Origin of the sequence: Albidovulum aestuarii (assembly GCF_029961185.1) — a bacterium.
Classification (GTDB): domain Bacteria; phylum Pseudomonadota; class Alphaproteobacteria; order Rhodobacterales; family Rhodobacteraceae; genus Albidovulum; species Albidovulum aestuarii.
Genome location: NZ_JASBQQ010000009.1, coordinates 122,853 through 148,136, shown reverse-complemented (window position 1 = coordinate 148,136; position 25,284 = coordinate 122,853). Strand labels below are relative to the sequence as shown.

Sequence of the window (25,284 nt, the reverse complement as noted above, 5' to 3'; positions counted from 1 at the left end):
TGTGTCAAATGCAGCGCGCGCCTTTCATCGCGCCAGAGCTGTGGCGCTGATAGGTCCAGTGTTCAGGGCCTGCTGCGCGGCTTGGCCCTCAGCGTTGGTTCCGCCTCTGTCGGGTCCTCGGGCCATGGGTGCTTGGGATACTGCCCGCGCATATCTTTCCTGACATCGGCATAGGAGGTGGCCCAGAAGCCCGGCAGGTCGAGCGTGGTCTGGACCGGGCGCTGCGCGGGCGAGAGGAGCGTGATGCGCAGGTGCAGGCGTTTCGGCCCGACCGTGGGGTGTTCGGTCACGCCGAACATCTCCTGCAAGCGGATCGCGATGCCGGGATGGTCGCCCTCGTAATCGATGGGCACGCGGCGGCCGAGCGGGGTTTCGAAATGCCCTGGCGCGAGGCGGTCGACAAGCTGAAGCTGGTCCCATGTCAATGCGTTCCGCAGCGGCTCGGTCAGGTCCAGATTGCGCAATTCGCCTTCGGTGCGTTTGCCCGCGAGATGGGGCAGAAGCCAGTCCCCGGCGCGATCCAGAAGAGCATCATCGCTGAAATCGGGCAGGTCGGCACCCTCATGGCGCAAGAGTTCCACCCGCGCCCGGAAACGGCGGGCGGGTTCGGACCATGTGAGGCCGATCTGGCGCAACCCGTCGAGTGCTGCGCGGGCCATCGCCTTGCGGTCTGCGTCCGGCCAGTGGCGGTCATCGAGGATCAGCGCGCCCAACCGTTCCTGACGCCGGGCCACCACGCGGCCTTCGCGCCGCGACCATTCGCAGATGTCCTGCCAGCCAATCCGGTCGGCGAAGAGGCGGCGGAGCGAGGCCTCGCGGATCGCGATGCCCTGCCGGACCTTCGCCTCACGCGGGTCACCGTCGAGGTCGGTGACGACGATCAGCCGTTCGGCGCCCAAAGGGTCAGCATCGTTCACGACCGCGCCCTTGCCGCCTGAAAGCACATAACGCGGCGCATCGCCCCTGCGGCGCAGCCCGATCCGGTCGGGATAGGCGAGTGCGGCCATCTCGGCGGGGTTGTAGCTTTCGGTGACGGGTTTGGTCAGACGTGAGAGGCGTCGCGCCTCGGTGCGGATGCGTTCGACCGTGCCGCGGTCAACCCGGTGGGGATGGTCTACCTCGTAGCCCTTCGGATCGCGGATGGCAGCAAGGCGCAGAGCCAGATCGGCAGGCGCGCCGCGCAAGGGGTCGCGTTCGGCGAGAAGGGCTGCCAGAGTCGCAGCCTCCGGCCCCGCTGTTAGCAGAATGTGGCCGAGACGGGGATGCAGCGGCAGGGCGGCCAGCGCCTTGCCGTGATCGGTGATCCGGCCCGCCCCTTCGAGCGCGCCGAGATCGGTGAGAAGCGCCCGCGCTTCGGCCAAAGCCGGGCCGGGCGGTGGCGTCAGGAAGGCTAGGTCCGCCCCATCGGACCCCCAGAGCGCGAGTTCCAGTGCAAGGCCCGAGAGATCCGCTGCCTCGATCTCGGCAGGCGGGAAGGGGGCCATGCCGCCCTCTTCACCCTTCGTCCAGAGCCGGTAGCAGGTGCCCTCGGCCACACGGCCCGCACGGCCCCGGCGTTGTTCTGCCTCGGCCCTGGTCACGCGTTCGGTGATCAGCCGCGACATGCCCGAGGCCGGATCGAATCGCGCCCGGCGCGCGCGGCCCGCATCGACGACTACGCGGATATCTTCGATCGTCAGCGAGGTTTCGGCGATCGACGTCGCAAGCACCACCTTGCGCCCCTCCCGCGCGGGCGCGATGGCGGCGCGCTGGGCGGCGAAGTCCATCGCGCCAAAAAGGGGGCGGACGGTGCACCCGGCGGGCAGGCGGCCCGAGAGCAGGCTTTCGACGCGGCGGATCTCGCCCTCGCCCGGCAGGAAGACAAGGATGCCGCCGTCGGTCTCTTCCGCCGCCTGCCCGACCAGCCCGGCAACGGCCGCCTCGAACCGCATCGACTTGTCCACCGGACGGGCCAGCCAGCGGGTCTCGACCGGAAAGGCGCGGCCTTCGGAGGTTATCACGGGGGCACCGTCCAGCATCGTCGCCACGGGGGCGGCATCGAGCGTCGCCGACATGGCGAGGATCAGAAGGTCGGGGCGCAAGGCCTGCCGCACCTCCCATGCCAAGGCGAGGCCCAGATCGGCATTGAGCGAGCGTTCATGGAACTCATCGAAGATCACCGCGCCGATGCCGGTCAGTTCGGGGTCGGACTGGATCATCCTTGTCAGGATGCCTTCGGTCACGACCTCGATCCGCGTGGCTTTTGATACCTTGGCCTCGCCCCGGATGCGGTAGCCGACTGTCTGGCCCACGCTTTCACCCAAGGTCTCGGCCATACGTTCGGCGGCGGCGCGGGCGGCAAGGCGGCGGGGTTCCAGCATGACGATGCGGTCATCCGTCAGCCCGGACTCAAGCATCGCCAAAGGCACGCCTGTCGTCTTGCCCGCGCCGGGGGGCGCCTGCAAGACGGCCCGGCCCGCGCGGCGAAGCGCGTCAGTCAGCGCGGGAAGCGCTTCGTCTATCGGCAGATGATCCTTCACACCGGCGCTTATCGCCGTTTCAGGCGTCCTTTGCCATAGAGCGTATCCATCGAAATCTCGGTCACCCGCAGCATGCCGTTCCCGACAGGCTCCAGCTGCATCATGAAGGGAAAGCGGCTCTTCTCCGACATCTCGCGGGCCGAGAACCCTTCCAGCCGGCGATACTCACCGGGGCAGGAGACGCCGGAGCCATCGGGCTTCGGATCACCGAGAACGACCTGACTGCGGCGCTTGCCGTCGAACATGAAGACGGCGAGCTTGCAGGCCTCGCCCTCGGGCACGTCGCGCAAAGCCGCGTAAAGCGCGGTCAGCGGGTCGACGGTGCCGCCCTGGGTGGCGGGATCGACACCGCCTTCCTTCTCCGTCCGGGGCGGGTTGTACTTCTTCACCTGCGGCACGCCGGCAATGTATTCCATCACCGATTGCGATTGGCGACTTCCGGTATCGGCGTCCTCCTCGTACCGGGACGGGGTGAAGCGGCCATCAGAGACATGGCCTGCCGAACGGGCATCGTAGCGCACCTTCTTGACCAAGGCGACGAGGCCACCGGATTTCAGGACACCGGAGGCAGCATAGCTCGTCCCCTGAATGGAGCCGGAAACCGACAGCGTACCGGCATGGATGCCTTTCAGCGTCAGGTCGAAGACCGCGCTGTCGGTCTGATCAGCGCGCAGCGGCGTCTGCGCAAATGCGAGGATCAGCGCCGTTGCGCCAAGGGTACGGATTGCAATCGTCATCACTCTGCCCGTTGTCTTTTTCTCGCCGTGGCTCTGGACATCGGCGCATCCGAACAGGCAAGAAAACCCCGGTGAGGTCAACTCACAACCCCGTTCCGTCAGCGAAAGGCCGCCATTTGCGTAACATCGAGTTGAACGAGCTTGCCGCGAAGGTGGAAGCAGGCGACCGGCGGGCGCTGGCGCGGGCGATCACGCTGGTTGAAAGCCGACGTACGGATCACCGGGCCGATGCTGCAGCACTTCTGGACACGCTCGGAACCACGCGTCAGGCACTTCGGATCGGGCTGTCAGGCACGCCCGGTGTTGGCAAGTCGAGCTTCATCGAGGCGTTCGGGACGATGCTGACCGGGCAGGGTTTGAAGGTGGCCGTTCTGGCGGTCGATCCCTCTTCCGCGCGGTCAGGTGGCTCGATCCTCGGCGACAAGACGCGGATGGAGAGGCTGTCGCGCAACCCCAATGCCTTCATCCGCCCCTCGCCCAGCCAGACCCATCTTGGTGGCGTGGCGCGACGCACGCGCGAGGCGGTCGCGCTTTGCGAGGCGGCTGGTTTTGACGTGGTGCTGATTGAGACGGTGGGGGTCGGTCAGTCCGAAACGGTGGTAGCCGAGATGTCGGACCTTTTCATCCTGCTGCTTGCGCCGGCGGGTGGCGATGAATTGCAGGGGGTAAAGCGGGGCATCATGGAGATGGCCGACCTGATCCTCGTGAACAAGGCCGACGGTGCCCTGAAGGACACCGCGACGCGGACCTGCGCCGATTATGCCGGTGCGCTCCGGCTTCTGCGCAAGCGGGCGCAAGACCCCGAGGGGTTCCCGAAGGCACTCTGTGTCTCGGCGGCGGAGGAGACGGGTTTGGATACCGCATGGGCCGAGATGCAGGAGCTGGCCGGTTGGCGTCGGGCAAACGGGCATTTCGCGGTACGCCGGGCGGAACAGGCGCGGCACTGGTTTGAGGAAGAGGTGCGGCAGGGCCTGCTCGCCCGGCTGACATCTGATCCCGTAGCGCGGGCGCGGATGGACGATCTGGGCCGAGCGGTGGCCGAAGGTAAAGCCGCGCCGGTGCAGGCAGCGGCAGAGATGCTGCGCGGTCTGCAGAATGCCCGCGAATAGGCGCTTGCAAGGTGGGTTTGAACCCACCTTACTCGACTGAAGACTACGCTTCAGATCTTCATCTTCTTGAAGATCGGCTCGGGGATATGGCGGATGATCAGCATGATGTAACGCCAGAAGAACGGCGTGTAGATTGTATTTTTCCGCTTCCTGACGGCGTTCAGGATATCCTTCGCCACTGCATCGGGTGAGGCGACGAGGAACATGCCCGGCAGGCCCCAGGTCATCGCAGTATCGACAAAGCCGGGCTTGACGGTCACGACATGCCCGCCCGCCCGCGTCAGGCGGTTCCTCAGGCCCGAAAGGTAGGTGGCGAAGCCCGCCTTGGCCGATCCATAGACATAGTTGCCAAGCCGTCCGCGGTCACCGGCGACCGACGCGACCCCGACAACGGTGCCGCCGCCGCGCGCCTCCATCAGGGGGGCCAGCATCTGCAGGAACCGCGCAGGGCCGGTATGGCTGTCGGCGATGACACCGTCGATCAGCGCGGGATCCTCGTCGATCGCGGATTGTTCGGGCATGGAGCCGACGAAGACGGCGGCGTTCAGTTCGCCCTCTTCCTTCTCCATTCGTTCGATGAGGTCCGCAAAGCCACCGGGCTTGCGCGCGTCGAACGTGACGGGTTCGGCAAGACGCGCGCCGCGCAACCGGCAATCGTTTGCCATCACCATCAGGTCGTCAATATCGCGCCCGGCGAGAAGGACGGCCGCGCCTTCGGCGGCGACCGCGCGGGCAAAGGCGCGGGCCATTGACGAGGTCGCGCCGAGAATGATCCATGTCGAGTTCATTGCGCGCTCCTCAGGGACAGTCGGCGGGTCAGGTCGGTGGCAAGACGCGTCTCGGGGTCCAGCTTTGCGACCTCGGCCTGCCAGTCGGGCAGGTCGGGATACATCGCACCCAGATCGGTGCCCTCGGCAAGGCTGTCCTTGGCGAAATAGATGCGTCCACCCGCAGCGGCAGTGCGGCCCTCAAGCCGCTTGACGAGGTTCCGCGCAGCGGCGCGGTTGGGGAAGTCGACGGCGAGCGTATAGCCCTCCATGGGAAAGCTCAGATAGCCCGCGCGACCCGGTCCCATGCGTTTCAGCACCGCAAGCGGTGAGGCGAGGCCGGAGCCTGCGATTTCCTCCAGCATTTCCCGCAAAGCCGGGGCCGCGCCCAAGGGCACGACGCATTGGAACTGGTGAAAGCCCGCTTTGCCGTAAAGCTTGTTCCAGTCGTGGATCTTGTCGAGCGGGAAGAAGAAATCCGAGATCGGCCGTACGACGGTGCGCCCGGTTTCCGGGACGCGGCGGTAATAGGCCGAGTTGAAGGCCTTCACGATCGGCCCTGATAGTGCGAAATGCGGGGCGTTGAACGGGACCTTGCGGTATTTGCCGCGCTGGGTGATCAGGCCGGAACCCGTCTCGCCCTCCTCAAGGATGCCGCGCCCGAGGTTCACGCCGGTCGCCGTGGCGTCGATCCAGCCGACCGTATAGGTGGCATCGGACGCGTCGAGGCGGACAAGGAATTCGTCCCAGTCGGCGATGCGCCGCTCGGTCACGACCATAACGTCGCCCTTGGCCGCAAGGAGTTTCAGCCGTGCCGAGACGATCACCCCGGTCTGGCCCAGCCCGCCCGCCGTGGCGCGGAAGAGTTCCGGGGTCTTCTCGGGCGAAACCTCCACCGGGCCGGTGCCGGTCAGGAGTGTCAGTGAAACGACGTGTTCGCAGAAGGACCCGGCCTTGTGGTGGTTCTTGCCGTGCACGTCCTGTGCGATGCAGCCGCCAACCGTGGCAAAACCCGTGCCTGGCATAACGGATGGCAACCAGCCCCGGGGAGCGAAGGCCGCAGCGATCTCGCCGATCCGGGCCCCGGCCTCGACATCGAGAATGCCGGTTGTCGTGTCGAAGGACAGCATCCGGTCGAGCCGGGTCATGTCGATCACCCGCCCGCCGTCATTCAGCGCCGCATCGCCATAGCTGCGGCGCATGCCGATGGCCGGGACCAGCCCGTCCTTCAGGATCGCCTCAAGCGCCGTGCGCCGTTCGGGCCGTGCAATGTCTCCACTCGCCGTCAAGGCCCGGCCCCAGCCGGTATAGTCAGTCGTTTTCCAGCGCATGGCTCTCTCTCAGGGAAATACGTTCGGCGAAGGGGAAGATGACCATGCCGAGGATCAGGGCAAACCACAAGGTGGTGATGCGGATGATGGCGGTGGCCGGGACGGATACTTCCATCGCCACGCCATCGAGCGCCAGAAGCGCGATCATCGCGGCCTCGGCACCGCCGACGCCACCCGGCGCGCCGGTCAGCCCGCCAGCGAGGGTGGCGAAGACAAAGATGGCGACGGCCTTCATCAGGCCGATTTCAGTCCCCATCCAGCCCAGAAGCAGGTGGAAGGCATAGCCCTCGGCGGCCCAGCCCATCATGCCGAGCGCGAGGGCGGGGATCATCGTCGACGGGCCGGAAAAGCGCGACAGCGACCTTGCAGCGCGGCGGGTCTTGCCGAAAAGCCGTGGCAGGCGGCCGGTCAGGCGGTAGGCGAGGCCGACGATCCAGGCTAGAAGCTTGGGCCGTGTCACAACGAAGGCCGCCGTCAGGGCAAGGATCGTGACGGGCACCGCGCCCGCGACGCCGGTCGCTGCGAGCGAAATCGAGAAGCCGAGGATCAGCGCCATCGCCGCGAGGTCCGAGGCGCGGTCCATCAGTGCGAGCGGCGCGGTGCGTTCGAAATTCCACCCGGTCTCGCGCTTCAGCCAGCGCATGCGCACCAGTTCGCCTACCCTCCCGGGCGTCACCACCATGGCAAAACCGCCAAGGAAGTGCCGCATGTCCTGCGCAAGGGTCGTGACGAGGCCGAGGCGCCGCGCAAAAAGGTGCCAGCGCAACCCGCGAAACCCGTAATTCACGAGCGACAGGGCCAGAAGCACAGCGCCCTGCCAAAGTGTCAGGCGGGCGATCTGGGCGCGGGTTTCTTCCCATCCGGTTGCAGCGGCCAGTCCGATCAGCCCGGCGACGAACAACAGGGCGAGACCGACCATGATCACACGATCGCGCAACCGCCGGCGGGGCGTGCGGCGAGTATCCTTGGTCAAGGGCAGGTCGGCGCTCATCATTGCCCGGTGGCTAGCAACGGATTAGGGCAGCAATATGGATTTGTTTCGGTAATGTTGACAATATCGCGGCCGGGGAAAGCTGTCTCCGGCCGCGATGACACCGTCAGACGATCGTCGCTTCAGTCGCTGCCCGCAACTCGGCCTCGGTCACGCCGTCAGCCACTTCTACGATCTTCAGCCCGCCCGGAACCACGTCCAAAACGCCGAGATTGGTGATGATCCGGTCCACCACGCCCTTGCCGGTCAGGGGCAGGGTGCATTCCTTCAGCACCTTCGATTCGCCGTGCTTGGATGTGTGGTCCATCACCACGATGACCTTGCCGACCCCGGCCACGAGGTCCATCGCGCCGCCCATGCCCTTGACCAGCTTGCCGGGGATCATCCAGTTCGCCAGATCGCCGTTCTCGGCCACTTCCATCGCGCCAAGGATGGCCGCAGCGATCTTGCCGCCGCGGATCATCGCGAAGCTCTGGGCGCTGTCGAAATACGAGGTGCGGGAAAGCTCGGTGATCGTCTGCTTGCCGGCATTGATCAGGTCGGGGTCTTCCTCTCCCTCGTAGGGGAAGGGGCCCATGCCGAGCATGCCGTTTTCCGATTGCAGCGTGATGTCCTTGTCGCCGACATAGTTGGCGACAAGCGTCGGGATGCCGATCCCGAGATTGACATACATGCCGTCTTCCAGTTCCTGCGCGGCGCGCGCCGCCATCTGATTGCGATCCCAGGGCATGGTTCAGGCCTCCTCACGCTTGCGGGTGGTGCGGTTCTCGATGCGCTTTTCCTGTGTGCCCTTGATGATCCGGTGCACGTAGATGCCGGGCAGATGAATCTTGTCGGGGTCGAGGCTGCCGCGCGGGACAATCTCCTCCACCTCAGCGACGCAGACCTTGCCGCAGGTGGCCGCAGGTGGGTTGAAGTTGCGCGCGGTCTTGCGGAAGACGAGGTTGCCGGTGTCATCGGCCTTCCAGGCCTTGACGATGGAGAGGTCGGCCACGATCCCCCGTTCGAGGATATAGGTCTGGCCGTCGAAGTCCTTGTGCTCCTTGCCCTCGGCGATCACCGTGCCGACGCCGGTCTTGGTGTAGAAGCCGGGAATGCCCGCGCCGCCTGCGCGCATGCGTTCGGCCAGGGTGCCTTGCGGATTGAACTCCAGCTCCAGCTCGCCCGAGAGGTACTGGCGCATGAATTCGGCATTCTCGCCGACATAGGAGGAGATCATTTTCTTGATCTGCCGGGTTTCCAGCAACTGGCCGAGGCCGAAGCCGTCGACGCCAGCGTTGTTCGAGGCGACCGTGATGTCCTTGGTGCCCGCATCGCGGATCGCCGCGATCAGGAGTTCGGGAATGCCGCAGAGGCCAAAGCCCCCCGCCGCGATCAGCATGCCGTCGAAAAGCAGCCCGTCGAGGGCCTCTTTCGCGCTTCCATAGACTTTCTTCACCGGCATCCTCCTTCCGATGTTCTGGATACGGGTAACCGTGCCGTGAGGCGCGGGCGCCGTTGGTCGGCACGACCGTGACGGATTGCACTACGGACTGCCATCCGTAAGAATACGTAGAGAGATACGTATTCTGAGGGAAGGCGCCGTGCCTCCGACCGCCCCAACCCGCGACTATGAAAGGCTTGCCTTCCTGCATGCGCCGGATGCGACGCTGATCCTCAAGGACCGGGTGATCCTGCGCGCCAGCCTGAGGGTTCTCGATGTTTTCGGCTGGGCACCGGCCGAGTTGGAGGGACAGTCGATCCGACTGCTTTATCCCGGGCAGAGCGACTATGAAGTCATCGGCGAAAGGGCGCGGCGGGCGCTGATGGAACAGCCGGTCTATCAGGACGAACGATTCATGCGCAGGAAGGACGGGCAGGTCGTCTGGATGGAGGGCTGCGGGGCGGCGCTCGACCGGGCCGATCCGCAACGGCTGGCGATCTGGACCTATCGCCCCACCGACCGCAAGGCGGCGCAGTTTGGACCGCTCACCGCCGCCGAAAAGCGCGTGGCGCGGTATCTGGTCAACGGCTTCACCAGCAAGGAGATTGCGCTGGCGCTGAATTGTTCGCACCGCACCGTCGAGGTGCACCGCGCTAATATGATCCGCAAGATGCAGGTTCGGAACAGTTTCGAACTGGTCCGCAAACTGCTGGCAACACCCGATCCGGATGCGACTACAGGGCAGGACGGTTAGGCTATGCCCGGGATTTTCAAGGTGTCACTCTGTCTATGCAGACGGGAACCACAGGACGGGGCGCCCGCCGAACAGACGGCGCCCCGTTTGGTCCGTTTTATTCCGGCACTTTCGTATAGCGCAGATAGGGCAGGACGGCTTTGAACTCACCGAATTTTTCCTTTGCCGCCTTGTCGTCATGCGCGAGCGGGATGATCACGTCGCCGCCCGGGGTCCAGTCGGCCGGGGTGGCCACGCCCTTGCCATTGGCCGTCTGAAGCGCGTCGAGCGCGCGCAGCACCTCGGCGAAGTTACGGCCCACATTCATCGGGTAGGTCATCGAAAGCTTCAGCTTCTTGTCCGGCCCGATGATGAAAACCGATCGCACGGTCTGGCTGTCATTGGCAGTGGCGTTTTCCGGCAGATAGGCCTCGTGCGGCAGCATGTCGAAGGCTTTCGACACGTGCAGACCGTCATCGGCGATGATCGGGAAGCCGGGATGGGCGCCGCCCGCGACATGGATGTCGTTCTTCCAGCGCTTGTGCTCCTCGATCCCGTCGACCGAAATGCCGATCACCTTGGTATTGCGCTTCCGCCATTCCTCGGCCAACCGCGCAACCGCGCCGAACTCGGTGGTGCAGACCGGGGTGAAATCCTTCGGGTGGGAAAAGAGAATGGCCCAGCTGTCGCCGATCCAGTCGTGGAACTGGATGACCCCCTGATCGGTCTGGGCGGTAAAGTTGGGAACGGTGTCGTTGATGCGCAGCCCCATCGGATGCTCCTTTCCGTTTTTCCGTAGAGTGTTGTCGTAAACATAGGCTCGCATGAGGACGTTTGCACCATGATTGGTCAAGCCGCGACAAAAAGCCGGGATTGACGGCAGAAATAATTTGATCAAATTATGCGCAACCCTTGCGGCGGGGATTCGCAGATGCCAGTCTCCCGCCGCCAACAGACGAGGTTTGCCATGATCGAGAAACGCGACTTCTACATCAACGGGCGGTGGTCCGCGCCGATTGCCCCCCGCGACTGCCCGGTCATCGACCCGTCGACCGAGGAACCCTGCGCGGTGATCTCGCTCGGCTCCGCCGCCGATGCCGACGTCGCTGTCGCTGCCGCCAAGGCGGCTTTCCCGGCCTGGGCCGCAACACACCCGGCGGAGCGCCGCGCGGTGGTTGTGCGCATCCTTGAGCAATATGAAAAGCGCAAGGACGAGCTGGCCGAAGCCATTTCCTGCGAAATGGGCGCGCCCATCGACATGGCGAAGGGCAGCCAGGCTCCCTGCCTGCCTTGGCATCTGAACAATTTCCTCAAGGCCTTTGATGAAATCGAATGGGTCAAACCCCTCGGCCCCCATGCCCCGAATGACCGGATATCGCTGGAGCCGATCGGCGTCGTCGGCCTGATCACGCCGTGGAACTGGCCGATGAACCAGATCGCGCTGAAGGCCATTCCGGCGCTTCTGGCGGGCTGCACCTGCGTGCTGAAACCATCTGAAGAATCGCCCCTCAACGCGATGATCTTCGCCGAGTTCTGCCACGATGCGGGCGTACCGCCCGGCGTCTTCAACCTGGTGAACGGCGACGGGATGGGCGTTGGCGCGCGGCTGTCAGAGCATCCGGATGTGGAGATGATTTCCTTCACCGGCTCGACCCGTGCGGGCAAGGCCATTTCCAAGGCCGCCGCTGAAACGCTGAAGCGCGTGACGCTGGAACTCGGTGGCAAGGGCGCCAACGTGATCTTCGCCGATGCCGATGAAAAGGCCGTGAAGCGCGGCGTGATCCACATGATGCAGAATTCCGGGCAAAGCTGTAACGCGCCGTCGCGCATGCTGGTCGAACGCTCGGTCTATGACCGCGTGGTCGATGAGGCGGCCGAGGTCGCGAAATCGGTCACGGTCGGCCCGGCCTCTGAACCCGGACGCCATATTGGCCCGGTGGTGAACAAGCGTCAGTGGGAGCAGATTCAGGGCTATATCCAGAAGGGCATCGACGAAGGCGCGCGGCTGGTTGCAGGTGGTCTTGGTCTGCCCGAGGGGATGAACAAGGGCTATTACGTCCGCCCCACGGTCTTTGCCGATGTGACACCCGGCATGACCATCGAGCGCGAGGAAATCTTTGGCCCGGTCCTGTCGATCATCCCGTTCGAGGACGAGGCGGATGCTGTCAGGATCGCCAACGACACGCCCTACGGCCTCACGAACTATGTCCAGACCCAGGACGGCGCAAAGCGCAACCGCATGGCGCTGGCGCTGAAATCCGGCATGGTGGAGATGAATGGCCAGAGCCGTGGCGCGGGCTCACCCTTCGGCGGGGTCAAAGCCTCGGGCCGCGCCCGCGAGGGCGGTCATTGGGGCATCGAGGAATTCCTCGAGGTCAAGGCGATCTCCGGCTGGGCCAGCGATATTGCGGCCGAATAGGTTGACCAGCCCGGTCCGGTCGGGGCATCGAGCCCCTCCGGACCGCTCCGGCTGACGCCGGAGAACCCGCCCACCTGCCGGTTCAAAACGACATTTCACCCCGGTCGAATGTCGCCATGGCTACTTTCCCCGAGCGCGCCACTCCCCCTAGAATTGAGAGGGACGCGCGTTTTCGGGGAGAGAAGCATGACGGGTCAGGACGCAACCGCACGGGTCAGGCATGGCGGGCGCGAAGCGCGGCGGCGTGAACGGTCGCACAAGGCGACGGGGTTGGGACGGCCCTACATCACCCGCAACATCCCGACCTACGACATCATGTCGGAAGAGAACCTCCTGAAGATCGAGGCCGCCGCCGACCGCATCCTCGCCGAAACCGGGATCGAGTTCCGCGACGATGACACCGCGATTGACCTCTGGAAAAGGGCCGGCGCCAAGGTCGAGGGCCTTCTGGTGAAGTTCGAACCCGGCATGCTGCGCGAGATCCTGAAAGCCGCGCCCGCCGAATTCACCCAGCATGCCCGCAACCCGGAAAATACCGTCCAGATCGGCGGCCGGAATGTTGTCTTTTCCCCATCCTATGGCTGCCCCTTCGTGATGGACCTTGATCGCGGCCGCCGCTTCGGCACGATTCAGGATTTCGAGAATTTCGTGAAGCTGGCGCAGTCCTCCCCCTGGTTCCACCATTCCGGCGGCACGATCTGCGAACCGACCGATATCCCGGTCAACAAGCGTCACCTCGACATGGTCTATTCCCATCTTCGCTATTCCGACCGACCGTTTTCCGGCTCGGTCACCGCCGAAGAGCGCAGCGAGGATTCCATCGACATGGCGCGCATCGTGTTCGGCAATGACTTCGTTGACCGTAACTGCGTCATCCTCGGCAACGTTAACGTCAACTCGCCGCTCGTCTGGGACGGCACCATGACCAAGTCCCTGCGCGCCTATGCCCGCGCCAATCAGGCCGCGATCGTCGTGCCCTTCATCCTCGGCGGGGCGATGGGTCCGGTTACCACCGCTGGTGCCATTGCCCAGTCGCTGGCCGAGACGATGGCGGGCTGTGCGCTCACCCAACTGGAGCGCAAGGGCGCCCCGGTGATCTTCGGCAACTTCCTGTCGTCGATGAACCTGCGCTCGGGCTCGCCCACATTCGGCACACCGGAACCGGCGATCGGCTCGATGGTGATCGGTCAGCTTTGCCGACGGCTGGACCTGCCACTCCGCTGTTCAGGCAACTTCACGACATCTAAACTGCCCGATGCGCAAGCGATGACCGAAGGGGTGATGTCGATGCTCGCGGCCGTGCATTGCGGCGCAAACTTCCTGATGCATTCGGCGGGCTTCCTCGACGGCCTGTTGTCGATGTCCTACGAGAAGTTCATGCTGGATGCGGATCTGTGTGGCGCGCTGCATACCTATCTCGACGGGGTGAAGATCGACGACAACGAGCTGGCCGTCGACGCCTTTGCCGAAGTGGGTCCGGGCAACCATTTCTTCGGCTGCTCGCACACGATGGCGAACTACGAGACCGCCTTCTGGGACAGCGAGACCGCCGACAACGAGCCCTTCGAGAAATGGGAAGCTGCTGGCAGCGACGATGCGGCAACCCGCGCCAACCGGCTCTGGAAGCAGCGCTTGCGCGAATACGAGGCGCCGCATCTCGATGAAGGCATCGACGAAGCGCTGAAAGAGTTCATGGCGAAGAAAAAGGCGGCGATGCCCGACGCCTGGTACTGAGCGGCGAGCCCCCCACCCCCCTCCCCTCCCCACGAGGGGGAGGTGAGGCGCGTAACAATCAGGCCGGTACAAGCCGGAACCGGTCGCGGAGCAGAGCCTGATGACGACCCATCCCCACCTTCTTTCCCCGATCACCTTGCGCGGTCAGACATTGCGCAATCGCATCGTCTTCGGCGCCCATACCGCGAACATGTCCGATATGGGCCTGCCGGGCCCCCGCTTCGGTGCCTATCTTCTGGAACGCGCCTTGGGCGGTGCCGCGATGATCGTGGCCGAGCCGATGCCGGTCCACCCTACGGGCGTCCTGACACGCGGCAACTTCCGGCACGGCACAGACGACGTCATTCCGCATTTCCGCAAAGTGACCGAGCCGGTTAAAGAGGCGGGCGCGGTCCTTCTGCAACAGCTCTACCACATCGGGGCGCACGGCGATTCCGACCTCTCGTTCTCGCCGCATTGGGGGCCGTCGGGCGGACCGTCCTACCACGACAGCGACGGCTCCCACGCCATGACCGAGGCCGAGATCGAGGAACTGATCGAGGCGCATATCGCCGCTGCCATCCGCTGCCAGAAGGGCGGCTTTCAGGGGGTGGAGGTCTGGGGCGCCTACCACTCGCTTCTCGACCAGTTCTGGACCCCGTGGTCGAACAAGCGCACCGACAAGTGGGGCGGGTCGCTGGAAAACCGCACCCGCATGTCGCGCACGATCATCGAGGGCATCCGCCGTGCCTGTGGCGAGGACTTCATCATCGGCCTCGCGATCAGCACGTCCGACGCCTATGACGTAACGCTTCAGGGCGAGGCTTTGGCTGAGGTCGTGGCATTGCACGATGCCACCGGCCATATCGACTATGTCACCTGCGGTCATGGCGGCTATTTGGATTTCCAACGGCTCATGCCGACCTTCCTCTACGCCGAAAAGCTGACCGCGCCTTTCACCGAGGAACTGAAGAAGATCGTCAAACACGCCAAAGTGACGTCCGAGGCGCATATCCGCACGCCGGAAAACGCCGAGGCGGTGATCGCCTCCGGTCAGGCCGACCTTGTTTCCATCGTGCGCGGCCAGATCGCCGACCCGCATCTGGCGCGGAAGACAACCGAGGGTCGGGCCGAGGATGTGCGGGGTTGCATCTCCTGCAACCAGATGTGCTGGGGGCGGCGGTCGCGCGACTACTGGATTTCCTGCCTGATTAACCCCTCGGCGGGGCGCGAATTCGAATGGGGCGGCGACCGTTTCACGCCCGCCGACAAGCCCCGCCGCGTGGTCGTCGTCGGCGCTGGCCCCGCCGGGTTGGAAGCCGCGCGCGTGGCAGCAGAACGCGGCCACCGCGTCGATATCTTCGAGGCGCAGCCCCGGGTCGGCGGCCAGTTCCGGCTGGCGGGTGAACAACCGCGCCGGGCGCAGATCCTCGACCTGATGGACTGGTATGAACGCCAGTTTGAAAAGCTACAGGTGCGGCTGCATCTGAACAGCTATATGGACGCAGACGATGTCCGCGCGCTGGAACCGGACGCCGTGGTGCTGGCGACCGGCTCGCTGCCCGATGAGGATGGGTTCCAGCGCTGGATGCCCGGGGCCGAGCGGCTGCCCGGCATCGACCGGGGCAATGTCTGGTCGCCCGAGGACGTGATGCGCCGTGAGGCAAAGCTCGGGGACCATGTCATCCTTTATGACGAGGGCGGCCACTGGCGCGGGCTGGGCACCGCCTGGGCGATGGCCGAGCGGGGGCTGAAGGTGACGATCGTCACACCGGAACCCTTCATCGGCAAGGAACTGGCGCGCACCTCCTCCGACATCCCGCTCCGGCCCGGCCTCGCCAGCCTTGGCGTCACCTTCCTGACCGAACACCTGATCTCCGCATGGCATGGGAATGGCGCGACTCTCCGCAACATGCTGACCGGGGCCGACAGCCGGCTGGAGGCCTCCGCCCTTGTCATCTCCACGACCAACCGCGCCTTCGATCCGCTCTCGGCCGACCTTTCGGATGTCGAAACCCATCTCATCGGCGATGCCGCCGCCCCCCGGCAGGCGCCCTATGCGTTCCACGAAGGAAGAAAAGTAGCCTTGAGCCTGTGATGGGCGCATACTTTGCCCATTCGATGGACACCGGGGGGCATTGGGTATGGTTGCGGGGATCGATCCGGCACGGCTGAACGCCGTGTTCGAGCGAGAGTATCGGGCGTTCGTTGCCAGAACGCCGAAATCGGCAAATCTGATTGCGAGAGCACGCGAGGTGATGCCTGACGGCGTGCCGATGGCCTGGATGGCGGGGCTCTTCGCGCATCCGCCGATCTGTGCCGTAGGGGGCGAAGGCAGCACCTTTGAGGATGCCGACGGCAACCGCTATATCGACTTCAACCTTGCCGATCTGAGCAACACCATCGGCTACGGCCCGACCGCCGTCAGCCGTCGTATTGCGGAAACGGCGGCGCGCGGCGTGCAATATCTGATGCCGTCTGAGGATGCGATTGCCGTTGCGGAGCAACTGCGGCGCCGGACGGGTTTCCAGTTCTGGCAGTACACGCTCAGCGCCTCGCAGGCGAATACCGAGATCATCCGCATCGCCCGCGCCATGACGGGGCGGCAGAAAGTGGTGGTGTTTGAGGGCAAGTATCACGGCCATCTCGATACCACGATGGCCGGGGACGGCCCGCCGGACGCGCTGGGTCTGGCACCGGCTTCGGTGCGCGACACCGTCGTGATCCCGTTCAACGACCCCGCTGCCCTGCGCGCTGCACTAGCGGGCGGGGATGTCGCGCTGGTGATGACCGAACCCGCGCTGACCAATTGCACGCTCGTCCTTGCCGAGCCCGGATTCCTGACGGAAGCGCATGCTTTGTGCCGCGCGGCGGGCACGCTCTTTGCGTTCGATGAGACCCATACCTGGCAATTCGCCTATGGCGGCCTCGCGCCGGGCGATGGGTTGACCGCGGACTTCCTGTGCCTCGGCAAGGGGCTTGGCACTGGCGTTGCCTTCGCCTGCTACGGCATGACGCTAGAGATCGGCGCGTTCGTCGAAGACCAGCTTGAATCCATTTCGCGCGACCGGAACGGGCTGGCCATCGGCGGTACGCTCTTTGGCAATGCGCTCAGCTTGGCGGCGACCCGCGCCGGTCTGGAAGAGATTCTGACCGAGGACGGTTACACCCGCCTTGTGCGGCTCGGAACCCGGCTTGCCGACGGGCTCGACGGGCTGATCGCCCGGCATGGCCTGCCCTGGCGGTCATTCCGCCTGGGGCCGCGTGCGGGGTTTTGCCTCACACCCGAAGCGCCGCGGAACTATGCCGAGGCGAAGCCCTCGCTTGACCGGTCATTCAGCGCCGCGCGGCGCGTGTTCATGGCCAATCGCGGGATCTGGGAGGCGATCATCTCGGCCGCGCCGCAGGTTGGGTTCGCGCATGACGAGGCTGATATCGACCGCTATGTCGAGGTTGCGGGCGCATTCCTCGCCGATGTGTCCGGGGCCTGATCGGCTTTTTCAAAGGTTGAAGACACGGCTCGGGTGCAGTTCGCCCGACTTGTAGACGCCGACCGCGACGGCACGGCCCTGATGGCTGGCCCAGGCCTCGTCGCCCCATTCGACGTCGGAGGCGAAGACCATGCCGGGATTGCCGTTTTTCAGCCGCGCCGCGCCTTCGGGCGTCGCCTTCAGTTCCGGCAGATCGGCCAGCCCGACCTCAAGCGGCAGAAGAAGCGCATCGAGCGCCTCGGTCTTTGCGAGTTCGTCGATCTTTTCGACCGTGACTCCATCGGCAGCCTCGAACGGCCCCGACCATTCGCGGCGCAGCCATGTGACATGGCCGTGGCAGCCAAGGGCGGCCCCCAGATCGCGGGCGATGGAGCGGACATAGCCGCCCTTGCCGCAGACCATTTCCAGTTCGACCGTGTCGGCGTCGGGCCGTGCGATCATCTCGAGGCTTTCGACCCAGAGGGGGCGGGCGGCCAGTTCCATCTCCTCGCCCGCGCGGGCAAGGGCGTAGGCGCGCTCACCATCGACCTTCACGGCGGAAAACTGCGGCGGGACCTGCATGATCTCGCCCCGGAACGGCGCCAAAGCGGCGCGGATCTCGTCATCCGTGGGCCGCGCCTCCGATGTCGCGATTACCTCGCCTTCGGCGTCGTCGGTATTGGTGGCGACCCCCAGACGCACCGCAAAGCGGTAGCATTTCAGCGCATCTGTGATGAAAGGCACGGTCTTCGTCGCCTCGCCGAGCGCCACGGCAAGCACCCCCGTCGCCTCGGGGTCGAGCGTTCCGGCGTGGCCCGCCTTCTTGGCATCCAGCGCCCAGCGCACCTTGTTCACGACCGAGGTCGAGGTCATGCCCGCAGGCTTGTCCACCACCAGCCAGCCGGAAATGTCGCGACCCTTCTTGCGTGCCATGTTCTTTTCCTTCCCGAAGAAGGCCGCCAGCTACCCAATGCTGCGCGCGGCGTCAACGCCCGGGGGCGACAAGCCCCACCATTGGCCCCATCGGAAAACCGATATCGTCCCTTCCAATCTCGGGCGCGTAAAGGCGCGAAACCTTGCCATCGAAGTAAAGCGCGTTAGGCAGGTCCAGCCCGTCGCGGAAGAGGCGCGCAAATTCGTGGAAACTGACCGGCGCGTCAGAGATGGCAAAGACCGCCCTTTGCCCGTCGATGCTGACGCCGACGCCATTGCGGACATAGCGCGAGTCGGAGTCTGGCAGGAACCGTGGATGCAGCGCACCGTCGATGACCAGCATCGGCCCCGATTGGGTGGCAAAGGCGCAATCCGGCGACCTTGCCGCAAAGGCACGGGTTTCCGCAACGGTGAAACCGTTCTCAGAGATGCAGAAGACTCCGTTTGGCAAGAGCCCGAAATTGCCTGGCCCCTCGCGGGTGACGATCGGCGCTTTTTCCTGTGCCCGCTCGACATAGAGCCCGACCGGCGAGCGGTCGGAATGATACATGCCGGCGTTCATCGCAAAGATCAGCGATTTGCCCCCGCCCTCCACCTGATCGCGCAGCCGGTCGAACGTACCCATCGGGCGTTCGTCCGATCCGGTCAGGAACAGTTGCAGATCGGCACCAAAGGTGACGTCGCAGATGGCGTAGGACTGGGTTTCGAATTTCATATCGCGGCAGGTTTCGGCCCGTGGATTACCGGCCAAGAGCAACAACGCAAGTCCGGCCTTAGCCGAGATCCTGATCATCGTCTTCATCGTCATGCTTCGCGAGGTCGCGCTGTACCCGTTCATCCGACAGAAGCCGACGGGTTTCGTCCATCCGGTCGAAGGTCTCGTCCAGCATGAATCGCAGTTCCGGCGCGAATTTCAGCTTCATCGCCTTGCCGATATGGTGACGCAATTCGCCCTTAGAGCGGTTGAGCGCCACCATCGCTTCATCGGCATCCTTGCCGCCAAGGGGTAGGACATAGACCGTGGCCACCCGCAGATCGGCCGAGACGCGCACTTCGCCCACGGTGATCGACATGGCGCGCAACGTATCGTTGTGCACGCCACCACGCTGAAGAATTTCCGAAAGAGTCCGGCGGATCAGTTCGCCGACGCGAAGCTGACGCTGGGAGGGGCCGGAGCCGGATGAGAAGCGGTTCGCTGCCATGGCGTCCGGTGTAATCCAGCGGCGCGGCGGCTGCAACGGGGCTTTGCCAAGCCGGGGCGCAACGGCTAAAGGGGGCAGAGACAGGACAGGGAGGCGCGCATGACCGACATTCAGGACCTGCCCGGCATCGTCGTGACCGGAGTATCCGGCCGGATGGGACAGATGCTGGTGAAGACGATCCTCGCCTCGGACCGGGCGCGGCTTGTCGGTGCGGTGGAACGGACGGGCCATGATTGGGTTGGCCGCGATCTGGGGCAGGCGATGGGCGGGGCCGAGATGGGTGTCGCCGTCACCGATGACCCGCTGGAGGCCTTTGCAAAAGCGCAGGCGGTGATCGACTTCACCGCCCCCACCGCGACGGTCGAGTTTGCGGCGCTGGCGGCGCAGGCCCGCGCGGTCCATGTAATCGGCACGACCGGCATGGAAGCGGAACATCTGGCCAAGGTCAAAGCTGCCGCCCGGCACGCGGTCATTGTGCGCGCGGGCAATATGAGCCTTGGGGTCAACCTGCTGACCCAGCTGACGAAGAAGGTTGCGGCAGCCCTTGACGCCGACTGGGATATCGAGATCGTCGAGGCGCATCACCGCCACAAGGTGGACGCACCGTCCGGCACCGCGCTGATGCTGGGTGAGGCGGCTGCAGAAGGCCGGAGGCTGAATTTCCCCGATATCCGCGACGCCGCCCGCGAAGGCATCACCGGTGCGCGCCAGCGTGGCCATATCGGGTTTTCGGCAATCAGAGGCGGCGATGTGGTCGGCGAGCATGACGTGATCTTCGCTGCCGACGGTGAACGCATCGTACTGCGCCACCTTGCCACAGATCGCAGCATCTTTGCCCGGGGCGCGCTCAAGGCCGCGCTCTGGGGGCAGGACAAGAAGCCCGGCGAATATGATATGCTGGATGTGCTGGGGCTGTGACGGTTGTTACCGGGTAAGGATCGCGCTGGCGGGAGTGCTGTCAGAAATCGACTGCGATTCCCTTTTTCTCCCAGTCACCGAAGCGGACCGGTTCCGGCCCGTCGCGACCGCCGAGTTCCGGTGGCAGGTCCAGAGCTTCCGCCTTGCGCCGACGCTCCTCGGCCTCGGCCAGCGCGCGTCTCGCCGCTGCGGGCAGGTCGTTCTCGCTATCTGTCGCCATGGGCCTTCCTTGTCACGGTTGCCTTCGTGATATAGGCCCGCCCCAAAGGGGCGGCAACCGGAGAGAGCATGGCGGCGGATCAGACAGCGCGGAGCGGGGCGGTCCGGCTCGTCCTCGGAGTGCTGGAGGAACAGGTGCCACTTGGCGATCAGGTCGCGGCCGGTGCGCTCGCGAGACTTGCCCCGCCCGACCGGGCCCGGGCACAGAGGCTGTCGCTGATCACCCTGCGCAATCTTAGCCGCGCCGACCGGGTCCTGAAACCCTTTCTGCGCAAATCTCCGCCGCCTGCGGTCCGCGCCATCCTGCGTCTTGCCGTGACCGAGATCATGGCTGAGGGCGCCGCCGCCCATGGGGTGGTCAGTGAGGCGGTCGGGCTGACCCGGTCCTCGGGCCGGAAGGCGGAGGGGTTTGCGGCCATGGTCAATGCCGTCCTGCGCCGCGTAGCCGAAACCGATCCTGCCGTCTGGGCGGCGCTGCCTCCGCAGGAATTGCCCGGATGGCTCAGGGGGCGGCTGATGTCGGCCTGGGGCAAGAAGGCCGTGATGGCGATGGAGGTGGCGCATGGGCTGGGCGCACCGATTGATCTGACGCCGAAGAATGAAGATGCAGTGGAGCTTGCAGCCCGGCTTGGTGGCGAAGCGCTGCCCACCGGGTCCGTCCGGCTGACCGGCTCGCCGCAGGTCTCTGACTTGCCGGGTTACGCCGAGGGCGAATGGTGGGTGCAGGACGTCGCCGCCGCTTTGGCCGCCAAGGTCCTTGCCCCCCGGGCAGGCGAACGCATCCTTGACCTTTGCGCCGCACCCGGTGGCAAGACGCTGCAACTTGCTGCCGCCGGGGCGCATGTCGCAGCGCTCGACCTTTCGGCGCAGAGGATGGAACGGCTGAGCGAAAATCTGGCACGGTGCAGGCTGGCCGCCGATACCGTTGTCGCCGACGCGCTGACATGGGAGACCCCGGAGCGCTACGACGCCATCCTGCTCGACGCGCCCTGTTCGGCAACTGGCACAATCCGCCGCCATCCCGACCTGCCGTATATTCGTGATGCGTCCGGTTTGAAGGACATTGTCACGCTGCAAGCGGCCCTGATCGACCGGGCGCTCGCGCTGCTGAAACCCGGCGGGCGGCTGGTCTTCGCGACCTGTTCACTTCTGCCGGATGAGGGCGAACGGCAGGTATCCGCCGCCCTTTCGCGGCACCCGGGTCTGGCCGCAGACCCTGCGGCCCTTGACCTTCCCGGTCTGGCACCGCATTGGATCACCGACGAAAACGCGCTCAGGCTGCGTCCCGATTACTGGCCCGAACGGGGCGGCATGGACGGATTCTTCATCGCCTGCCTCCGGCCCGGCCATTAGCCGGTGACAGGGGCAGGGCACGCCGGTAAATTCGGCGACGGGCAGATTCCCGGGGTGGGGTTCCCCCCGAAGGCAAAACGAGGGAAGCAGGCGTGACACGGTCCGGAAGCGGGGTCGGCGGCTTTGCCGGTGCGATGCACCGGCTGCATGCGCGTCTGAGCGGGCTTGCCCGGCCCGCGACCGGTTTCGTCAGTCAACCGGACCCCAAGAGCATCGGGTCCTTCGCCCGGGGGCGTCAGCTCAGCGCCGGAAACTTCCTGTTTGCCGGCTTTCTGGTCGAGGCCAAGGGCCGGTCGATCTGGGATGTGCCGGTGCCCGACCGGCGCTTTGAGGACGAGATCCATGGCTGCGCCTGGCTCGACGATCTGGCTGCTGTCGCCGATGCGTCGGCCAGTGCCAAGGCCCGGACCTGGATCTTCGAGTGGATCGATCGCTACGGACGGGGGAGGGGGCCGGGCTGGACTCCCGATCTGACCGGGCGGCGGATTATCCGCTGGATCAACCATGCGCTGCTTGTTTTGAACGGTCAGGACCGGGCGGCATCGGATGCCTATTTCCGCTGCCTTGGCCGCCAGACCATTTTCTTGTCGCGCCGCTGGAAGGCCGCAGCACCCGGCCTTCCCCGGTTCGAGGCGCTGACCGGGCTCGTCTATGCCGGTCTGTCGCTGACCGGGATGGAGCGCCATGTCACCTCGGCCTCGTCCGCCCTTGGCCGGGAATGCGAGCGTGAGATCGATGCCGAAGGCGGTATCCCGACCCGGAACCCGGAGGAGTTGCTGGAGGTCTTCACGCTTCTGACCTGGGCCGCGACGGCTTTGGCCGAGGCGGGCCGCACGCCTGCGAAGCCGCATCTGGCGGCGATCGAACGGATCGCGCCGACGCTCAGGGCCTTGCGCCATGCCGATGGCGGTCTGGCGCGGTTTCAGGGCGGTGGACGCGGGCTGGAGGGGCGGCTTGATCAGGCCCTGGCCAATGCCGGTGGCCGCGCGCTGACCGCGCATGGGCTGGCCATGGGTTATGCCCGTCTTGCCTCAGGCCGGACCACGGTGATCGTTGATGCCGCCCCTCCGCCCAAGGGACGGGCCTCGGTCAACGCGCACGCCTCCACCCTCGCGATGGAGCTGACTTCGGGCCGCCGCCCGGTCGTGGTCAATTGCGGTTCTGGTCTGAGTTTCGGGCCGGAATGGCGCCGGGCCGGACGGGCCACGCCCTCGCATTCGACGCTCGCCATCCACGGCTTTTCGTCCTCCCGTCTTGCTGCCGAGGGCGCGCGGAGCGAGTTTTCCGATGTTCCGGAACAGGTCTGGGCGCGGCCTGAATCCGACGCTTTCGGCCGCCGCCTGACAGCCGGGCATAATGGCTATGTGCCGACCCATGGGCTGAGCCATATCCGCCAGTTGTTCCTGTCGACCGACGGCCGAACACTGACGGGCGAGGATGCGCTGGGCGCGATGACCGTGGCCGACCGGCGCCGGTACGAGACGATCATGGAGCGGACCAAGCATCAGGGCGTGCCGTTCGACCTGCGGTTTCATCTGCATCCCGATGTCGATGCCGCACTCGACCTTGGCGGCACGGCGGTGTCGATGGCGCTGAAATCCGGCGAGATCTGGATTTTCCGACACGACGGAAGGGCAGAGCTGACACTGGAGCCTTCGGTCTATCTCGAATCCGGGCGGCTGAAGCCGCGCGCGACGAAACAGATCGTGCTTTCGGCCCATGTCCTCGACTATGCGCTGCAACTGGGCTGGACCTTGGCCAAGGCACAGGATACCCCACAGGCCATCCGCGACACCGAGCGCGATGAAGACGTGACCGCCGAATAAAGGACGCTGCCCTTGACCGAGAATACCGCCGGACTGGCCCCGATCGCCCGTGCCCTGATCTCTGTTTCCGACAAGACCGGGCTTCTGGACTTCGCAAAGGGGCTGGCCGAGAGGGGGGTGGAGCTTCTGTCTACCGGCGGGACATCAGCGATGCTGCGCGAGGCAGGCCTGTCCGTCCGCGATGTTGCAGATGTGACGGGTTTCCCGGAGATGATGGACGGTCGGGTGAAGACGCTGCACCCGAAGGTGCATGGTGGGCTCCTGGCACTCAGGGACAATGCGGGCCATCTGGTCGCGATGGAGCAACACGGGATCGAACCGATCGACCTGCTGGTCGTCAATCTCTACCCGTTCGAGGCGACCGTCGCGAAGGGTGCCGACTATGACACCTGCGTCGAAAACATTGATATCGGCGGCCCGGCCATGATCCGCGCGGCGGCCAAGAACCACGCCCACGTGGTCGTGGTGGTGGACCCCGAGGATTATGCCAAGGTGCTGGGCGACATGGACCAGCACGGCAACAAAACCTGCCCCAAGTTCCGCCGCAAGCTGGCCCAGCGGGCCTACGCCCGCACCGCCGCTTATGACGCGGCGGTATCCAACTGGCTGGCGGGCGCCATCGGCGATGCCGCCCCCCGCCGCCGTGCCTTTGCCGGGACTTTGGCCCAGACCCTGCGCTACGGTGAAAACCCGCATCAGTCCGCGGCCTTCTACACCGATGGCTCGGTCCGCCCGGGCGTCTCGACCGCCGTCCAGCATCAGGGCAAGGAACTGAGCTACAACAATATCAACGACACCGACGCGGCCTTTGAACTGGTGGCCGAATTCGACCCGGACGAGGGTCCGGCCTGCGCGATCATCAAGCACGCGAACCCCTGCGGCGTGGCGCGTGGCGCGACGCTGCTGGAGGCCTACAAAGCCGCCTATGACTGCGACCGCACCTCGGCCTTCGGCGGTATCGTCGCTTTGAACCGGGTTCTGGATGCCGCGACGGCGGAAGAAATCTGCCAGATCTTCACCGAGGTCGTGATCGCGCCGGGTGCCGATGATGCGGCGAAGACGGTATTTGCGGCCAAGAAGAACCTGCGCCTGCTCACGACCGATGGCCTGCCCGATCCGACATCTCCGGGCCTCGCCTATCGGCAGGTCGCGGGCGGGTTCCTTGTGCAGGACCGCGACAACGGGGTGATCACCGAGAATGATCTGAAGGTCGTAACAAAACGCGCGCCGAGCGAGGCGGAGCTTGCCGACCTTCTCTTCGCCTGGAAAGTCGCCAAACATGTCAAGTCAAACGCCATTGTCTATGTGAAGGGCGGGGCGACGATGGGGATCGGTGCCGGACAGATGAGCCGGGTGGATTCGACCCGCATCGCCGCACGCAAATCTGCCGACATGGCCGAGGCTTTGGGCCTTGCCGAACCGACGGTGAAGGGGTCTGTCGTTGCCTCCGACGCCTTCTTCCCCTTCCCCGACGGCCTTTTGACCGCGGCCGAGGCGGGCGCGACCGCCGTGATCCAGCCCGGCGGTTCGATGCGCGATGACGAGGTTATCGCGGCGGCGGATGACGCGGGGCTTGCCATGGTCTTCACGGGCCAGCGGCATTTCCGGCACTGAGGGCGCA

General features: G+C 65.4%; 22 protein-coding genes. 10 read left to right on the top strand and 12 right to left on the bottom strand.

The window, feature by feature from the left end; genetic code table 11:
- Positions 1-62: 62 nt before the first annotated feature.
- The gene (gene hrpB / locus QKW60_RS18030; protein WP_282370746.1) at positions 63-2,519 is read right to left on the bottom strand and encodes an ATP-dependent helicase HrpB; all 2,457 of its coding nucleotides are present in this window, start codon (positions 2,517-2,519) and stop codon (positions 63-65) included.
- A gap of 8 nt (positions 2,520-2,527) precedes the next feature.
- Positions 2,528-3,256 (bottom strand): DUF3108 domain-containing protein, encoded by a 729-nt coding sequence (locus QKW60_RS18025; protein WP_282370744.1) that lies wholly within the window; start codon positions 3,254-3,256, stop codon positions 2,528-2,530.
- Between the two features lie 125 nt (positions 3,257-3,381).
- On the opposite strand from QKW60_RS18025, the gene meaB reads away from it, so the two are divergent.
- On the top strand, positions 3,382-4,365 hold the full coding sequence (gene meaB, locus QKW60_RS18020) for a methylmalonyl Co-A mutase-associated GTPase MeaB (RefSeq protein ID WP_282370845.1): 984 nt from the start codon (positions 3,382-3,384) through the stop codon (positions 4,363-4,365).
- Between the two features lie 50 nt (positions 4,366-4,415).
- Here meaB and QKW60_RS18015 read toward each other — a convergent pair whose 3' ends face one another.
- The 5 genes from QKW60_RS18015 to QKW60_RS17995 all read right to left on the bottom strand — a co-directional run bounded on the left by QKW60_RS18015 (position 4,416) and on the right by QKW60_RS17995 (position 8,892).
- Positions 4,416-5,153 carry an SDR family NAD(P)-dependent oxidoreductase gene (locus QKW60_RS18015; protein ID WP_282370742.1) on the bottom strand — a complete coding sequence of 246 codons (738 nt, stop codon included), beginning with the start codon at positions 5,151-5,153 and terminating at the stop codon, positions 4,416-4,418.
- Positions 5,150-6,463, bottom strand: a complete 1,314-nt coding sequence (locus QKW60_RS18010; RefSeq protein ID WP_282370740.1) for an FAD-binding oxidoreductase — start codon at positions 6,461-6,463, stop codon at positions 5,150-5,152. Before QKW60_RS18010 ends, QKW60_RS18015 begins: the two co-directional genes overlap by 4 nt.
- On the bottom strand, positions 6,444-7,454 hold the full coding sequence (locus QKW60_RS18005; protein WP_282370739.1) for a lysylphosphatidylglycerol synthase transmembrane domain-containing protein: 1,011 nt from the start codon (positions 7,452-7,454) through the stop codon (positions 6,444-6,446). Before QKW60_RS18005 ends, QKW60_RS18010 begins: the two co-directional genes overlap by 20 nt.
- Positions 7,455-7,560: 106 nt before the next feature.
- The gene (locus QKW60_RS18000; protein WP_282370738.1) at positions 7,561-8,184 is read right to left on the bottom strand and encodes a CoA transferase subunit B; all 624 of its coding nucleotides are present in this window, start codon (positions 8,182-8,184) and stop codon (positions 7,561-7,563) included.
- Between the two features lie 3 nt (positions 8,185-8,187).
- A complete protein-coding gene (locus QKW60_RS17995) occupies positions 8,188-8,892 on the bottom strand; it encodes a CoA transferase subunit A (RefSeq protein WP_282370737.1) in 705 nt (234 codons plus the stop codon).
- Positions 8,893-9,037: 145 nt separating this feature from the next.
- Between QKW60_RS17995 and QKW60_RS17990 the strand changes: the two genes are divergently transcribed.
- Entirely contained in the window at positions 9,038-9,631 is a 594-nt protein-coding gene (locus QKW60_RS17990; RefSeq protein ID WP_282370735.1) for a LuxR C-terminal-related transcriptional regulator, read from the top strand.
- 97 nt (positions 9,632-9,728) lie between these two features.
- Here QKW60_RS17990 and QKW60_RS17985 read toward each other — a convergent pair whose 3' ends face one another.
- Positions 9,729-10,382: a peroxiredoxin gene (locus QKW60_RS17985; protein ID WP_282370733.1), complete on the bottom strand. Its 654-nt coding sequence runs from the start codon at positions 10,380-10,382 to the stop codon at positions 9,729-9,731.
- Between the two features lie 195 nt (positions 10,383-10,577).
- Here QKW60_RS17985 and QKW60_RS17980 point away from each other — a divergent pair, with 195 nt between their 5' ends.
- From QKW60_RS17980 to QKW60_RS17965, 4 genes are all read left to right on the top strand, one after another.
- Positions 10,578-12,029 (top strand): aldehyde dehydrogenase family protein, encoded by a 1,452-nt coding sequence (locus QKW60_RS17980; RefSeq protein ID WP_282370731.1) that lies wholly within the window; start codon positions 10,578-10,580, stop codon positions 12,027-12,029.
- 186 nt (positions 12,030-12,215) lie between these two features.
- Positions 12,216-13,763: a trimethylamine methyltransferase family protein gene (locus QKW60_RS17975; RefSeq protein ID WP_282370729.1), complete on the top strand. Its 1,548-nt coding sequence runs from the start codon at positions 12,216-12,218 to the stop codon at positions 13,761-13,763.
- A 100-nt stretch (positions 13,764-13,863) separates the two neighbouring features.
- On the top strand, positions 13,864-15,840 hold the full coding sequence (locus QKW60_RS17970; protein WP_282370727.1) for an FAD-dependent oxidoreductase: 1,977 nt from the start codon (positions 13,864-13,866) through the stop codon (positions 15,838-15,840).
- Between the two features lie 46 nt (positions 15,841-15,886).
- On the top strand, positions 15,887-17,233 hold the full coding sequence (locus tag QKW60_RS17965) for an aminotransferase class III-fold pyridoxal phosphate-dependent enzyme (RefSeq protein WP_282370725.1): 1,347 nt from the start codon (positions 15,887-15,889) through the stop codon (positions 17,231-17,233).
- A 9-nt stretch (positions 17,234-17,242) separates the two neighbouring features.
- On the opposite strand, the gene truB is transcribed toward QKW60_RS17965, so the two are convergent.
- Genes truB through rbfA form a run of 3 tightly spaced genes read right to left on the bottom strand, consistent with a single transcriptional unit; the run spans position 17,243 to position 19,347 of the window.
- A complete protein-coding gene (truB, locus tag QKW60_RS17960) occupies positions 17,243-18,145 on the bottom strand; it encodes a tRNA pseudouridine(55) synthase TruB (protein ID WP_282370722.1) in 903 nt (300 codons plus the stop codon).
- A gap of 52 nt (positions 18,146-18,197) precedes the next feature.
- Entirely contained in the window at positions 18,198-18,938 is a 741-nt protein-coding gene (locus tag QKW60_RS17955; protein ID WP_419762702.1) for a phosphodiester glycosidase family protein, read from the bottom strand.
- On the bottom strand, positions 18,919-19,347 hold the full coding sequence (rbfA, locus tag QKW60_RS17950; protein ID WP_282370720.1) for a 30S ribosome-binding factor RbfA: 429 nt from the start codon (positions 19,345-19,347) through the stop codon (positions 18,919-18,921). Before rbfA ends, QKW60_RS17955 begins: the two co-directional genes overlap by 20 nt.
- Before the next feature lie 108 nt (positions 19,348-19,455).
- On the opposite strand from rbfA, the gene dapB reads away from it, so the two are divergent.
- Entirely contained in the window at positions 19,456-20,265 is an 810-nt protein-coding gene (dapB, locus tag QKW60_RS17945) for a 4-hydroxy-tetrahydrodipicolinate reductase (protein ID WP_282370841.1), read from the top strand.
- Positions 20,266-20,305: 40 nt separating this feature from the next.
- Here the strand turns inward: dapB and QKW60_RS17940 are convergent, their stop codons facing one another.
- Positions 20,306-20,485, bottom strand: a complete 180-nt coding sequence (locus QKW60_RS17940) for a DUF1674 domain-containing protein (RefSeq protein ID WP_282370719.1) — start codon at positions 20,483-20,485, stop codon at positions 20,306-20,308.
- A gap of 68 nt (positions 20,486-20,553) precedes the next feature.
- On the opposite strand from QKW60_RS17940, the gene QKW60_RS17935 reads away from it, so the two are divergent.
- The 3 genes from QKW60_RS17935 (at position 20,554) to purH (ending at position 25,277) form a co-directional block, all read left to right on the top strand.
- Entirely contained in the window at positions 20,554-21,837 is a 1,284-nt protein-coding gene (locus QKW60_RS17935) for an RsmB/NOP family class I SAM-dependent RNA methyltransferase (RefSeq protein WP_282370717.1), read from the top strand.
- Between the two features lie 134 nt (positions 21,838-21,971).
- The gene (locus QKW60_RS17930; RefSeq protein ID WP_282370839.1) at positions 21,972-23,663 is read left to right on the top strand and encodes a heparinase II/III family protein; all 1,692 of its coding nucleotides are present in this window, start codon (positions 21,972-21,974) and stop codon (positions 23,661-23,663) included.
- A 12-nt stretch (positions 23,664-23,675) separates the two neighbouring features.
- Entirely contained in the window at positions 23,676-25,277 is a 1,602-nt protein-coding gene (purH, locus tag QKW60_RS17925; RefSeq protein WP_282370715.1) for a bifunctional phosphoribosylaminoimidazolecarboxamide formyltransferase/IMP cyclohydrolase, read from the top strand.
- The last annotated feature ends 7 nt before the right edge of the window (positions 25,278-25,284 follow it).

What these genes read in the sequence shown, in the direction of transcription:
- QKW60_RS18000 (WP_282370738.1), bottom strand. Translation starts at nt 8,184, where the DNA reads ATGCCCTGGGATCGCAATCAGATGGCGGCGCGCGCCGCGCAGGAACTG.
- QKW60_RS18015 (WP_282370742.1), bottom strand. Translation starts at nt 5,153, where the DNA reads ATGAACTCGACATGGATCATTCTCGGCGCGACCTCGTCAATGGCCCGC.
- rbfA (WP_282370720.1), bottom strand. Translation starts at nt 19,347, where the DNA reads ATGGCAGCGAACCGCTTCTCATCCGGCTCCGGCCCCTCCCAGCGTCAG.
- QKW60_RS17955 (WP_419762702.1), bottom strand. Translation starts at nt 18,938, where the DNA reads ATGATCAGGATCTCGGCTAAGGCCGGACTTGCGTTGTTGCTCTTGGCC.
- QKW60_RS17965 (WP_282370725.1), top strand. Translation starts at nt 15,887, where the DNA reads ATGGTTGCGGGGATCGATCCGGCACGGCTGAACGCCGTGTTCGAGCGA.
- QKW60_RS18005 (WP_282370739.1), bottom strand. Translation starts at nt 7,454, where the DNA reads ATGAGCGCCGACCTGCCCTTGACCAAGGATACTCGCCGCACGCCCCGC.
- QKW60_RS18010 (WP_282370740.1), bottom strand. Translation starts at nt 6,463, where the DNA reads ATGCGCTGGAAAACGACTGACTATACCGGCTGGGGCCGGGCCTTGACG.
- QKW60_RS17985 (WP_282370733.1), bottom strand. Translation starts at nt 10,382, where the DNA reads ATGGGGCTGCGCATCAACGACACCGTTCCCAACTTTACCGCCCAGACC.
- truB (WP_282370722.1), bottom strand. Translation starts at nt 18,145, where the DNA reads ATGGCACGCAAGAAGGGTCGCGACATTTCCGGCTGGCTGGTGGTGGAC.
- QKW60_RS17980 (WP_282370731.1), top strand. Translation starts at nt 10,578, where the DNA reads ATGATCGAGAAACGCGACTTCTACATCAACGGGCGGTGGTCCGCGCCG.
- QKW60_RS17975 (WP_282370729.1), top strand. Translation starts at nt 12,216, where the DNA reads ATGACGGGTCAGGACGCAACCGCACGGGTCAGGCATGGCGGGCGCGAA.
- QKW60_RS17970 (WP_282370727.1), top strand. Translation starts at nt 13,864, where the DNA reads ATGACGACCCATCCCCACCTTCTTTCCCCGATCACCTTGCGCGGTCAG.
- QKW60_RS18025 (WP_282370744.1), bottom strand. Translation starts at nt 3,256, where the DNA reads ATGACGATTGCAATCCGTACCCTTGGCGCAACGGCGCTGATCCTCGCA.
- QKW60_RS17930 (WP_282370839.1), top strand. Translation starts at nt 21,972, where the DNA reads ATGCACCGGCTGCATGCGCGTCTGAGCGGGCTTGCCCGGCCCGCGACC.
- QKW60_RS17935 (WP_282370717.1), top strand. Translation starts at nt 20,554, where the DNA reads ATGGCGGCGGATCAGACAGCGCGGAGCGGGGCGGTCCGGCTCGTCCTC.
- QKW60_RS17940 (WP_282370719.1), bottom strand. Translation starts at nt 20,485, where the DNA reads ATGGCGACAGATAGCGAGAACGACCTGCCCGCAGCGGCGAGACGCGCG.